This is a genomic window from Stenotrophomonas sp. STEN009 (assembly GCF_056760395.1).
The window spans coordinates 63,066-75,953 of record NZ_JBRRES010000014.1; the positions used below are offsets into that span (position 1 = coordinate 63,066).

12 protein-coding genes are annotated in these 12,888 nt (G+C 69.2%); all 12 read right to left on the bottom strand.

What is annotated here, in order from left to right:
* Nucleotides 1-61: 61 nt before the first annotated feature.
* Nucleotides 62-2,263, bottom strand: a complete 2,202-nt coding sequence (gene gspD / locus ACVOMM_RS08740; RefSeq protein WP_065175838.1) for a type II secretion system secretin GspD — start codon at nt 2,261-2,263, stop codon at nt 62-64.
* A 9-nt stretch (nt 2,264-2,272) separates the two neighbouring features.
* Entirely contained in the window at nt 2,273-3,067 is a 795-nt protein-coding gene (locus ACVOMM_RS08745; RefSeq protein ID WP_263177281.1) for a general secretion pathway protein GspN, read from the bottom strand.
* Nucleotides 3,057-3,755: a type II secretion system protein GspM gene (gene gspM, locus ACVOMM_RS08750; RefSeq protein ID WP_180876944.1), complete on the bottom strand. Its 699-nt coding sequence runs from the start codon at nt 3,753-3,755 to the stop codon at nt 3,057-3,059. The genes ACVOMM_RS08745 and gspM overlap by 11 nt, the downstream gene beginning before the upstream one ends.
* Nucleotides 3,736-4,893, bottom strand: a complete 1,158-nt coding sequence (locus ACVOMM_RS08755) for a PilN domain-containing protein (RefSeq protein ID WP_180876943.1) — start codon at nt 4,891-4,893, stop codon at nt 3,736-3,738. The genes gspM and ACVOMM_RS08755 overlap by 20 nt, the downstream gene beginning before the upstream one ends.
* A complete protein-coding gene (locus ACVOMM_RS08760; RefSeq protein WP_128989082.1) occupies nt 4,890-5,753 on the bottom strand; it encodes a type II secretion system minor pseudopilin in 864 nt (287 codons plus the stop codon). Before ACVOMM_RS08760 ends, ACVOMM_RS08755 begins: the two co-directional genes overlap by 4 nt.
* Nucleotides 5,750-6,382 carry a type II secretion system protein J gene (locus ACVOMM_RS08765; protein WP_065175843.1) on the bottom strand — a complete coding sequence of 211 codons (633 nt, stop codon included), beginning with the start codon at nt 6,380-6,382 and terminating at the stop codon, nt 5,750-5,752. Before ACVOMM_RS08765 ends, ACVOMM_RS08760 begins: the two co-directional genes overlap by 4 nt.
* Complete coding sequence (xpsI, locus tag ACVOMM_RS08770; RefSeq protein WP_053520017.1) at nt 6,379-6,795, bottom strand: type II secretion system protein XpsI; 417 nt, start codon at nt 6,793-6,795, stop codon at nt 6,379-6,381. The genes ACVOMM_RS08765 and xpsI overlap by 4 nt, the downstream gene beginning before the upstream one ends.
* Nucleotides 6,795-7,289, bottom strand: coding sequence for a type II secretion system protein XpsH (gene xpsH, locus ACVOMM_RS08775; RefSeq protein WP_180876941.1), 495 nt, complete (start codon nt 7,287-7,289; stop codon nt 6,795-6,797). Before xpsH ends, xpsI begins: the two co-directional genes overlap by 1 nt.
* Nucleotides 7,290-7,295: 6 nt before the next feature.
* Nucleotides 7,296-7,739, bottom strand: a complete 444-nt coding sequence (gspG, locus tag ACVOMM_RS08780) for a type II secretion system major pseudopilin GspG (protein WP_053520019.1) — start codon at nt 7,737-7,739, stop codon at nt 7,296-7,298.
* Nucleotides 7,740-7,787: 48 nt separating this feature from the next.
* Nucleotides 7,788-9,008, bottom strand: coding sequence for a type II secretion system protein XpsF (xpsF, locus tag ACVOMM_RS08785; RefSeq protein WP_065175845.1), 1,221 nt, complete (start codon nt 9,006-9,008; stop codon nt 7,788-7,790).
* Nucleotides 9,009-9,032: 24 nt separating this feature from the next.
* Nucleotides 9,033-10,754, bottom strand: coding sequence for a type II secretion system ATPase GspE (gspE, locus tag ACVOMM_RS08790; RefSeq protein WP_481526129.1), 1,722 nt, complete (start codon nt 10,752-10,754; stop codon nt 9,033-9,035).
* A 140-nt stretch (nt 10,755-10,894) separates the two neighbouring features.
* Entirely contained in the window at nt 10,895-12,748 is a 1,854-nt protein-coding gene (locus ACVOMM_RS08795) for a S8 family peptidase (RefSeq protein ID WP_481526134.1), read from the bottom strand.
* Between the last annotated feature and the right edge of the window lie 140 nt (nt 12,749-12,888).

Here is a 12,888-nt window from a genome sequence, read left to right on the forward strand (position 1 = left end):
GCAGAGGCCGGAGCCGAAGCAGGGTTCATGGAAACGGCGGGCGTCGCCCCGCCGTAACCCCCTACTTCTTTGCGCGCGGCTGGTTCAGCGGCTCCATCGCCCGGAAACGCTCGCTGTACTCGTCGGTCAACGTGCGCGCTTCCTGCGCATTGCGAACGATGCTGGGCGTCAGCAGCACGATCACCTCCGAACGACGGCTGGTGCGGCTCTTCTGCCCGAACAGTGCGCCGATCACCGGAATCCGGCTCAGGCCGGGAATGCCGCTGCTGCCATCGGTGGCCGAGTCGGTGATGAGGCCGGCCAGCATGATGGTGTCGCCGCTCTGCACGGCGGCCTCGGTAGCCAGCTTCTTGGTGGAAATGCGCGGGTTGCAGTTGCGCTCCTGCGGATTGCAGTTCTCCGGCACATCCGACGCGCTGCTGACTTCCTGCACGATGTCCAGGAACACCGTGCCGTCGCGGGTCACGCGCGGGCGCACCTTCAGGATCACGCCGGTATCGATGTACTGCACCGAGCTGTAGCTGCTGGTGCCGACGCCGGTGTTCACCGTGGTGGTGCTGATCGGCACCTTGTCACCCACGTTGAGCGTGGCCTCGGCGTTGTTGCGCACGAACACCGACGGGGTCTGCAGCAGTCGCACATCGGTGACCTTGTCCAGCGCGCTCACCACCGCTGCACCATTGTGGCCGGTGAACGCCCAACCCAGGCCTTCGCCGCCGGTCGCAGCACCGGCGAAGCTGCTCCAGGAGCCACCCGCCGCGGCCGGCAGGGTCACACCGCTCAAGGCTCCGGTCAGTGCACGCCCGGCCACGGCGTTGTCGAAGAACCAGTTCACGCCGTACTTCAGGTCGCCATCCAGAGCGACCTCGGCCACCTGGGCCTCGATATGTACCTGCAGTGGCATCACGTCCAGCTTCTCGATCACCTCGCGGATCGAGCGCCAGGCCTGCGGCGTCGCGCGCACCAGCAGCGTATTGGTTTCCTCCACCGCCGACACGCCGACCCGGTCGCCTTCCACTTCCAGGCTGACGCTGACGTTGCCGGACTGGCGCTGCGGCAGGTTCAAGCTGCCATTACCGCCACTGGAACTGCTGCCCGGGGTCGAGCCGAAGCTGCTGCTGTTGTTGCTGTCGATGCCACGGTCGCTGTCGCTGTCCAGCTGCGACGGAATGGCACCCGGGGCCAGCGATGCAGGGCTCGAGCCGCCCCGCTTGCCGCTGCTGGCGAACGCCTCGCTGAGCCGCTCGGCAAGATCGCGCGCCTTGATGTAGCGCAGCTCATGGGAGAACAGGCGAGCACTGCCACCGGCCGTATCGATGCGGTCCAGCCATTGCTGGATCTGGTCCAGGTAGCGCACCTGCGGGGTGATCACCAGGACCGCGTTGGCGTTTTCCAGCGGCAGGAAGCGGAACATGCCGGCGCTGGGCGTCTTGCTTTCCTCGCCGAACACCTTCTCCAGGTCGCTGGCAACCTGCTCGGCCTTGCCGGACGTGATCGGGAACACGCCCACCGACATGCCCGACAGCCAGTCCACATCGAAGATCTCGACTGTGCGCAGGTAGTTCTCCAGCTCGGCACGGGTGCCGCCGAGGGTGATCACGTTGCGGCCGCTGTCGACGTTGACGATGGCGTTGGGCCGCGCGTACGGCTCCAGCACCTTCTTCATCTCGGTGGCGGAGATGAACTGCAGCGGCACCACCCGGACCTCGAAGCCGCGCGCGCTGGAGGCCGGTGCGGTGCTCGGCGCGACAGTGCCGGCCAGCGCCTGGTCGGCGGCAACGATGTTGTAGCGCCCGCCGCTGTACACCATGCGCGCGTTGTTCCAGCCCAGCACCATCTCCAGCAGGTTCAGCGCCTGTGCCGGCGAGACCGGCTTGGGCGTGGCCAACGTGACCGTGCCCTGCACCCCCGGCGCGATCACATAGTTCTGGCCCAGCATGTCACCGAGGATCGCCTTGACCACGGCATGCAGCGATTCGCCCTCGAAGTTGAACGTGGCGCTGCCGGTGCCGGCCGCATGCAATGCCGGCGACGGCGCGCGCGCGGCCTCGCGGTTGATCATCGTGCCGGTGCCACGGCGGATGACCGCCTGCGGTGCCCCCTGGCTGTCGGCCGCCGCATCGGCCTGGACGTCCGCTGCGGCCTGGCCGGCGCTGGGCGCAGGCTGCAGGGCGCCCTTGCGCTGCACATGGGGGCTGGAGACGGTACTGCAGCCCACCAGCAGCGCGAGCACGAAGGACCAAGGAAGAAAACGCAGGCTCATGCTCTCACTCTACCGGTTGGCGCCATTGCCCGAAGGCGGCGGCGACTGTTGTTGCTGTTGTTGTTGCAGCTGGCGGCGGCGGGCCTGGATGCGCTCGCGGATGGCCTGCATCTGCGCTTCGCTGGGCCCGTTGCTGTTGGCCGGCGGCGGGGGGGCGGCAGCAGACGCCGGCGCGGGTGTGGCGTCCGCTGCACGTTGCGGTGCGGTCGCCGCCTGTGCCGGCGCGGCCTGCGCCGGCAGCGGCACTACCGGCGGTGGCACCGGCACGCCCGGTGCGGGTGCACCGGTACTGCCGCGCAGAACCGTCGGTGGCTCCCCGCCCTGCCCGTTGAATACGGCAAGTTCCAGCACCTGGCTGCCGCCCGGGCCGATCACCGTCGCCTGGCGGGGCTGCAGCGCGACCAGCTGCCAACCGTCGACCGCGTCACCATTGAGGCGCAGGCGCAGCGAGCGGTTCTGCTCCGTACTGAATGTGGCCAGGCCGAAGTCGTCCGTGAGCAGCACACCGGTCAGGCGCAATGCGGCACTGGCGCTGGGTTCACTGCCGCCCAGCAGGTAAGGGCGCGGCCTGCGGTCTTCGGCGAACAGCGGACGCGCGGCGATGGCGCTGTAGCTGTCCGCACTGGCCATCCGTTCCGGAGCGAACGCCGGCAGCACCGGCAGTGCTGCTGCGGGGTCGGCGTCGGCCCCGCCGGCCGGCAGGCGACTGCCCAGTCCGAAACCGGTGGCCAGCCATACCGCCGCGGACCAGCCGGCCAGAGCCAGCAGGAAAGCGGTGCGCAGGCTGAGGGGCTCACGTTTCATCGGCGACCTCCTCTCCCTCGGCGGCCGCCGGTGGCGGCGGCTCGACCGGGGCCGGGGCGGCCGCGGCGGGCTCCGCTGCGGGAGGTACTGCCGCAGCGCCACTGGCGGCACCGGGCAACAGGTAGCCGGCCAGTTCGAAGGAGACGTCCAGGCCCAGCCCGGATTCGTTCGGCGACTGCTGGAAGCGCTGCGCGATGAGATTGAGGTTGTCCACGAACAACCGCGGGCTGCCGGTTTCCAGGCTGTGCAGCACGGTCGCCAGTTCCGCCACGCCGCAGCGCAGGCGTACCTGCATGGCGACACGGACGAACTCGGCATCACGGCGATTGTCGGTCAGCGGCGTGCGGTTGCTGATGGTGCAGCTGCGGTTCCCGGGGCTTGCAGTGGCCACCGCATCCTGCAGGCGCGCGCCGAGCGCGGCGGCCGCGGCTTCGGCAGTGGCCTCCTGCAGGAAGCCGGGTTGCCGTTGCAAGGCTTCACGGGTGGCGCGCAGCCGCTGTTCGATCTGGGGCTGCTGCTGCAGCTGCGCCTGCACGCGCTGCTGGCGCTCGCGCAGGGCCGCGACATCGGCATCGATCTCGCGCAGCGGCTGGGTGAACCAAGGGTGCACCAGCAACAGGTAAGCCAGGCCCAGCACCGCCAGCAGCAGCGCCAGCGCCAGCCAGCAGTCACGGCGTGCGCTTGGCATCGGCCGCCTCCGGAGTCGCTGCTGTCGGCGTTGCCGGTGCCGCCGCGGGCAACGGCTGAAGTTCGGCAGTCATGGTGAAGCGGTCCCGGCCGCTGCCGGCGCCGTCCGCCTGCAGCACACCGGTCAGGTTGACCTTGCGCCATTGCGGAGCATCCTGCAGCAGCTGCACCAGCTGCGAGGCTTCGCGGCTGAGCCCGATCAGCTGCAGGCCGTTGTTCTCGATGGCCAGCTTCTCCAGATAGGTGCCTTCGGGCAGACGGCGGGTCAGCTCGTTCCAGATTTCCACCGTGCCGGCATGCTGGCGGCGCTGCGACTCCAGGAAGGCCGCGCCGTCGATCAGTGCCTGCAGCTGGGCGCGTTCACTGGCGACACCCCGGGCGCTGCGCGCGCTGCGTTCGACGTCCGCACGCAGTTCGTCGGCGGCGGCGCGGCGGTTGTCCAGCAGCTGCAGTCCAGCCAGTACCAGCATCACCAGCGCGGCCAGGGCCAGCAGCAGGTTCCAGCGCCGCATCGGATCGGGCCGCGACTGGCGCTGGGCGCTCGGCAACAGGTTGACCTGCAGCGTGCCAGCCTGTGCATCGATCGCGTCGACGCCGGCCAGGGCGTCGCCCCATTCGCCCACGCTGGCACGCCAGGCCTCCATCTGGCGCAGCGGCCAGGCCACCAGTTCGACCTGCAACTGGCCTTCCCCTGCCACGCCCAGTTCACGCACGTCATAGCTGACCTGGCTGGCCTCGAACGGGGTCTGCCGGTCGATCTCATAACCGACCACCGCGTGCAGCCGGTCGCCGGCCGCCGCCGGCAGCCGCAGGGTGCGACGCAGGACCCGTTCCACCGGCAGCAGCCAGAATCGCGGCAGGCTGCGCAGGCGCGGCTCCAGCACGCGATCCAGTGCAGCCGGAGACGAAGGCCATGGCAGGGTGACCACAGCCTCGCGGCGCTCGCCCGCTTCGCGCCAGACCTGCAGCTGGTCACCCTCGCGCTGCAGCAGCAACCGTGCCTGGGCCCAGCCCAGCGCCCATTGCCAGCGCGCCGGCACCCACGCCAGCAACGAGTGCCGCCACCAGCGCAGGAAACGGCCGGCGCCAGGACCGATCTGGCCCTGCACCTGCCGCAGACTGTCCTGCCAAGCCGTCATCTTGCCGTCATTCCCTGCTCCCAGCGAAGCACTGTGTAGGACCGCCCGGGAATCCCCCCGGAGCCATTGCGAACCACTGCCTGCAACACCGACCTGCGTCCACTGCCGTCGATGACACGGGACTCGATACTATAGGTGCCGCTGCTGCTGGCAAGCGCTGAAGATCCATCCGCCGGATCGCCGTCACGCTCCGGCGGGTTCCGCTGCGCCAGCACGAGGTCGGCATCCAGGCCCAGCGCGGTCAGCACGGGAGCGCTGGCGAATCGCGGGTCCGGTCGCGCCTGGCGGCTGTAGAGGGTCAGGTGCGGCAGCATCTTCCGGTACAGCGGCCCGTTCATGCCCAGCACCCGCTGCAGCTCGCCGAGCGTCTCGAAGCGCTTGTTGCGGGGCCCATACGGCAGCCCGGCCGCAGCGTAATCCTGTGCCTCGGCACCGCCGCCGGGCTGCAGCAGGCTGTCCTCGTCACGCCAGTCGACGATCGCGCCTGCCAGCTGGCGCGCGTTGTCCACCGGTTCGCCAAGTGCCTGCAGAAATGCGGTCAGCAGCGCCACGTCGGCCAGGTTCAGGTTGATCTTGCCGTTCTCGTCCAGCACCTGGATCTCGATGCGGGCACCGTCGAACTGCCAGCGATAGGTGCGACCATCGGCCTGCCACGGCGCGCGCAGCGGATCCGGTGACAGCCGCATCAGTGCGTACTCAAGTCCCGCACGAGCACGCTCCTGGCCACGTGCATCGTCGTCGAGCACGCGCTCCTGCAGATGCTCGACGCGGGCGCTGAGCGCGAACGCGCCGACCAGTGCGGTCATCAGCGCGATCAACCACAGCACCAGCACCAGTGCGGCCCCGCGCGACCGCATCAACGCCCCCCTCCACCGCCGCCCAGGCGGGGGGCCACCACCAGGGGCGGCCATGCGGCACCACGGACCGGCACGATCCGCAGTTCCACCAGCAGAGGCAGGCGACGGGTGTCTTCCCAGCGCGGCAGCCACTCGGTCATCTGCCCGCTGCCGGCATCGATGCCGCGATAGCGCATCTCCACCGCTTGCAGGCCATCCACCAGCACCTCGGGCGGGCGTGGTGGCGTTTCGGCGATGCGCTCGCCCTCCTGCAGCAGGACCAGGTCCAGCAGCAGACGCTGCTGCCCAGCCTTGCCGTCCACCTGCAGCGCATGCAGATAGGGCCCGCCGCGTCCGAGGTAGCCTGGCAGATCGGCGACGAACAGCATCCGTTGCTCTTCGCCCAGGAAGAACACCGGCTCGCGGGTCGGGTCTGGCACTTCCAGCGGGCTGCGCATCGCCCCGGCCAGCTGTCGCCGCAGCAGGGCCTGCACCGCGCGCATCCGCTCGCTTTCGGCGGCGATCTGTTCACCCCGCTGGCTGACCGCCATCGCCGAGCGCACGCTGGCGAACGCCAGCGCCAGGCCACCGGCAAGCAGCACGGTCGCCAGCATCACCTCAACCAGAGTGAATCCCGCAGCGCTCCGCTTCATCGCGCGCGCTCCAGGTCCGGCGGCAGCAGGCGCAGGCTGCGCCAGCGCAGCTGTTCGCGCTCGCCATCGCCCCACCGCACCTGCAACTGCAGTTCGGCCAGCCACGGTGCACCCGGCGACTGCGTGGCCGCGGCGTTGCCGGCGCGTGGCTCGGTCCAGGGCTGCACCTGCAGCTCCCAGCGATAGCGCCCGTTTTCCCAGTCGCCCTGCTGCTGCCCCACCTGCAGCGGCGCATCCACGCCCGCCGCAGCCAGCAGCGATTGCGCATGCAGGACGGCGCGCGTGCGCAGTTCGGCCTCGCGCACCTGCCTGGCACCGCCGGACAGGCTGCCCAACAGCAGGGTCAGCGCCAGCCCGAGCAGAGCGAAGGCCACGATCACCTCCAGCAGCGTGAAACCGCGCGCCCGCCGCATCACTGCGCCTGCCATGGGCCGGAGCGGACTTCACCGGTCAACCAGCCGACATCGATGCGCCATTCGGCGGCATCACGCTGCAGGCGGATGCGGCCGCCACTGGAACCGCCATCGGGATGGAACTCGATCACGCCCTGCCCGGATGCAGTGGCCAGCTGCGCCGCACCTTCGAAACGCACCGTCAACTGTGCCGGCAGTTCACCCTGGCGCTGGTTCGCCCCCTGCCAGCGATGCCGTGCCGGCTCGATCACGAACCGCTGCGGTTCGCCGCGCGCGATCGCCTGTGCACGCACCATGCGCAGCTGGTTGGCGATGTCCTTGCCGGCGCTGCGCAGCTGCATGCCGGCGAAGCCACGCGACAGTCCCGCCGCGGTGATCAGGCCGATGGCCGCGATCAGCGCGATCACCAGCAGCATCTCCAGCAGCGACAGCCCCGCCGGGCGCCTGCCGTGCAGGCGCGGTCGGGGCAACCGGCGCGGCAGGAAATACATCATGCGTGCTTACGGCTGGTAGCGGATGTCGGCATCGACGCTGCTGCCACCGGCCTTGCCGTCCTTGCCCAGGCTGATCAGCTCATACGGCTGGCCTTCGCCGGGTGCGCGGTACTCCAGCGCGTGCCCCCACGGATCGTTGAGGTCGGCCGGCTTGGCGTACGGGCCGAGCCAACCGCCAACGCCGGCCGGTGCGGTCACCAGATCGGTGAGCGCGCCCGGCAGCTTGCCGGTATCGATCTGGTAGTTGTCGATCTTGGATGCCACGGTCTGCACCTGCGCCTTGGCAATGTTGGCCTTGCCCCGGTCGGCACCGCCCAGCACGCGGCTGGCCACCAGGGTCAGCACCGCGCCGATCAACACGATGACGATGATGATCTCCAGCAGGCTCATGCCCGACTGGTGCCGCGCGGCGGTGAAGGACAGGCGGATGGGTCGACGGTTAGCGATCATGATCGGTCCTTTCGGTTGCGTTGGGTCGAAGTGCGGAAGAGTCCATCGTCAACCGATGGCATTGGTCAGGTCGTACAGCGGGACCAGCACGGCGACGATGACCGCACCGACCACCGAAGCCAGCACAAGGGTGATCGCCGGGACCATCGCCGCCAGCAGGCGATCGATGCGCCGGGCGCTGTCCTGCTCGAAGGTATCCGCGGCCTTCAGCAGCATGGTATCCAGCGCGCCGGATTCCTCGCCGACCTGGATCATCTGCAGGGCAAGCCGCGGAAAGCGCTTGCCGCGCGACAGTGCCAGCGACAGGCCCGCACCGTTCTTGACCTCGTCGGCGGCGGTATCCACGTCGGCTGCCAGCGCGCGATTGCCCAGTACGTTGCGGGCGATGCCCAGCGCACCCAGCAGCGGCACACCGTTACGCAGCAGCGTCCCCAGCGTGCGCGCCAGCCGTGCGGTTTCCAGCTCGCCGAGCAGGCGGCCGATGCTGCGCCGTTGCAGCAGCCAGCCGTCGAGGGCCAGGCGGAAGGCCGGCTGCCGCAGCTTGCGCTCGAACAGCAGGGCCAGCACGCCCGGTACCACCAGCAGCAGGATCCACCAGTCGCGCACGAACAGGCCCAGCTGCAGCACGGCATTGGTGAACCACGGCAGCGCCACGTCCAGGCTCTCGTACATCTGCGCGAACTGCGGCACGACGTAACCCAGCAGGAACAGCAGCGCGCCGCCCACCACCACCAGCAGGATGGCCGGGTAGACCAGCGCATTGATCACCTTGCCCTGCAGCGCACGCGCGCGCTCAAGGTAATCGGCCAGCCGCTGCAGGGTCTCATGCAGGCTGCCGCCGGCCTCGCCGGCACGCACCATGTTCACGTACAGGCGCGAGAACAGGCCATGCTGGCGCTCCAGCGCGGTCGACAGCGGCGCACCACCGCGCACCACGTCGCGGATGTCGGTGATCGCACGACGCGAGCGCTCGTCCTCGGGCAGGCCCAGCAGGATCGACAGCGCGCGATCCAGCGGTTGGCCGGCACCGAGCAGGGTCGCCAGCTGCTGGGTGAACTGCAGCAGCGCCGGGCCCTGCAGCGGGCGCTGGTGGAACAGGTTGCGCCAGCTGCCCCCGCCGATGGACCCCGCATCGGCCAGCTGGGTTTCCATCGGCAGATGCCCCTGGTCCTGCAGGCGCGCGATCAGGTCGGCCTCGCTGGCCGCTTCCATCTGCCCGTCGAAGATCTCGCCATGCGGATTGAGGGCCTTGTAGCGGTAGTTAGGCATGTCAGCCCCGGGCTCCGGCGCGCATCAGCTCTCCTCCGTCACACGCAGGACTTCCTCGATGGTCGTCTGCCCGGCAAGGGCCTTGGCCAGGCCATCCTCGTACATGGTGCGCATGCCGCCTTCGCGCGCGATGCGCTCCAGCTCGCCCATGCCATCGCGGCGCATCACCGCGCGCCGCAGCGCGTCGTTCATCACCAGGAATTCCATGATGGTGGTGCGGCCCAGGTAGCCGGTCGGTGCCAGTGCCGAGGGACGCGGCCGGTACAGGTGAATCGTCCCCTCCGGCTGCAGGCGGCGCAGCTCGAAACGATCGATCTCTTCCGGTGACGCCGGGTAGCGCTCGGCGTGGGTCGGTTCCAGACGGCGCACCAGACGCTGCGCGAGGATGCCGTTGATGGTGGAGGTCAGCAGATAGTCCTCCACACCCATGTCGAGCAGCCGGGTGATGCCACCGGCGGCATTGTTGGTATGCAGGGTGGACAGCACCAGATGGCCGGTCAGCGCCGACTGGATCGCGATGCGCGAGGTCTCCAGATCGCGCATTTCGCCGATCATGATGATGTCCGGATCCTGGCGCACGATGCTGCGCAGCGCATTGGCGAAGTCCAGGCCGATCTGCGGCTTGGCCTGGATCTGGTTGATGCCCTCGATCTGGTACTCGACCGGGTCTTCGACCGTGATGATCTTGACGTCGGCGGTATTGAGCTGGCTCAACGCGGTGTACAGCGTCGTGGTCTTGCCCGAACCGGTCGGGCCGGTCACCAGCAGGATGCCGTGCGGCTGCTCCAGGACCTTGCGGAACTGCGGCAGGAATGCATCGGTGAAGCCAAGCCGATGGAAATCGAACACCACGGTTTCGCGGTCAAGCAGGCGCATCACCACGCTCTCGCCGTGTGCGGTCGGTACCGTGCTGACGCGAAGGTCCAGCTCCTTGCCCTGCACGCGCAGCATGATGCGGCCGTCCTGCGGCAGGCGGCGCTCGGCGATGTTGAGCCGGGCCATGATCTTGATGCGGCTGATGACCGCGGCGGTCAGGTTGGCGGGCGGGCTCTCGCCCTCCACCAGCACGCCATCGACGCGGTAACGGACCTTCAAACGGCTTTCGAAGGGTTCAACATGGATGTCCGAGGCACGCAGTTCCACCGCGCGCTGGATCACCAGGTTGACCAGGCGAATTACCGGCGCTTCCGAGGCAAGGTCACGCAGATGCTCGATGTCGTCCACCGCGCCGCCTTCACCATCGGCGGTTTCCACGATCGCCCCCATGGCGCTGCGGCCCTGGCCGAACCAGCGCTCGACCAGATCGTCGATCTCCGCCCGCATGCCCAGCACCGGCGTGACCGGCACGCCCAGGGCCAGCTGCACGGCCTGCTGCGGGTAGGCATCGTGGGCATCGGCCAACCACAGCCGTACGCCGTGTTCATCCAGCGCCAGCGGGCAGACGTGGAACTGCTTGAGGAAGCGCAGCGACAGCGGCAGGCCTTCGGCGAGGGACTGCGGCGGCGTCTCGGGCACCTGCTTGCCTTCCAGCAGTGGCAGGCCCAGCACATCCGCGCTGGCCTGCGCCTGGTCCCGCTCGGACACCAGTCCCAGGCGCACCAGCAGGCCGAGCAGGCTGCCGCCGGCCTCGGCATGCAGCGGCCGCGCCCGGGCCAGGTCTCCTTCCTTGAGCCGCCCACGCGCCAGCAGCGCATCCAGGATGCGGCTCTCGGCGTCGTCGGCAGTGGTTGCAGCGAGCGCGTTCACGTGACTCTCCTGTCGATCGGCCCGACTTTAGCAGTTAAGCCGTGGTTTCCGCCGCCATCGCGCCGCCTTTCGAAAAATGACAACGCCCGCCACCACGGGGTGACGGGCGTCGCCAGTTCATCTACGACAGTGTGATGGCATTACTGCGTGGCGAGGATGGTCACCCCGCTGTAGGCGGCTTCACCCACCACCTTGACGTAGTACGTGCCGGCCACCGGCTTGTTGACGCGCACGGTTTCGGCGTTGCCCGCACGCGTGGACTTGGCGTCGTTGTCGCTCGCGCTGGGCTCGCGGCCCTGGGCCAGGTACACCGACACGTTGCCACTGCCACCGTAGGTGATCACGCTCAGCGATTTGCCCGCCACCGCTTCGAAGCTGTACAGGGCACTGCCGCCGGTCGCCCCGGACAGGCCGCCGACAGCAACCTTGTTGGTCAACGGCGTGGCTACCGGGCCGCAGTCCTCGGTGCACGGTTCCTCCAGCGCCTTGGCCAGTGCGGCCTTGGCGTCGACGATGCCGGTACCGATCGGGGTCGCCGACGGGATGGCCACCGGGAACGGGCGCGCGGTTTCCTTGAGCAGGGTACGCATGGCTGCCGGAGCCAGCGGCTCCTTGCCATCGGCGATCAACGCGCTCTGCACCAGTGCCGCCACCGCCGCGACGTGCGGCGAGGCCATCGAGGTTCCGCCCTTGCCCATGTAGGTGTAGCTGCCCGAGTCCGGCGTAGTGGCCGCGTCGGAACCGGCCTGCCAGACATAGCCACCCGGATTGCCGTCCACGCTGCCGCCACCACCAGGGCCGGAAAGATCGACGCGGGTGCCGTAGTTGGAGTAGTAGGTGATGCCGCCGGTGATACGGGTGGCTCCCACCGTCACCACGCCATCGCAGCTGGCAGGGCGGTAATTGGACGCGTTGTCGGTCTCGTTGCCGGCGGCCACCACGACCGTGGTGCCGCGCGAGATCGCGCCATTGATCGCATCCTGATAGGTGCCGTCGCAGCTGCCGCTGCCGCCCAGGCTCATGTTGATGATCTCGGCCGGGTTGGCATTGGCCGGAATGCCGGCCACGGTGCCGCCGGAGGCCCAGGTAATGGCATCGGCGATATCGGAAAGGTAGCCACCGCACTTGCCGAGCACGCGGACCGGCAGCACCTTGGCCTTGTGCGCGACACCGGCCATGCCGACGCCGTTGTTGGTCTGCTCGGCCACGGTGCCGGCAACGTGCGTGCCGTGCCAGGAGCTGTCATCGGCCAGCGAGCCGGTGTAGCACTCGTTGTCGTTCTCGACCCAGTCGCCATAGTCCAGCGCACCCGGTACCCGCTCATTGGTGGGGCGGCGCGAGGTCTCGGCATCGCTGATGAAGTCGTAGCCTTCCAGCAGGTTGCCGACCAGATCCGGGTGCTGCGGCAGGATGCCGGTGTCGAGCACCGCCACCACCACGCCCTCTCCCTGCGACACATCCCAGGCTGCCGGCGCGTTGATGCCGCCGGTCGCGTTGTGCAGGTGCCACTGGTACTGCTGGTAGTACTGGTCGTTCGGCACCAGCGCCGGCTGCACGTCGCCGGCACGCAGTTCGCTGCGGCGCAGCTTCACGTCGGCCTCGGCGTACTGCACCGCCGGATCGGCCTTCAGCTCCTTCAGCACGCGCTGCAGTTCAGCCGGGGCCAGGCGGCCCTGCAGGCGGATCACATCGGCGCCGACGCCGAGCTTGCGCACGACCTGCGGGCCCAGGGTACTGGCGCGCGCAGCGCCGCCGGACAGGCTGGCGCGGGTCAGCGCCGACTGCACCGTGGACAGCTTGGCCGAACGATCCAGCGCAGCGGCCGTGCCGGCGCGGTACTTGACGATGATGCGGTCGGTGCCCGGCTGTGCGGTGCCCGCCTGGCGTGCCGGTTCCTGCGTCGGCAACCCGGCGGCATGGACGGCACCGACCGCGGTCATCGACAGCACGGCGGCGGCAAGCACGTTGATGCGAAGGTTCTGCTTCTTGATCACGTCGAAATTCCTCTTCTGGGTCATGGATCGAACCAACACTGCGGCCATCATTCCTTGACGACTCCCGGCCGGCCCAGCCGGGATTGCCGTGACCTCCCCCCAGGCCCTCGTTGCGGGTGTGGCGCCGGCGTGGGTGGCCG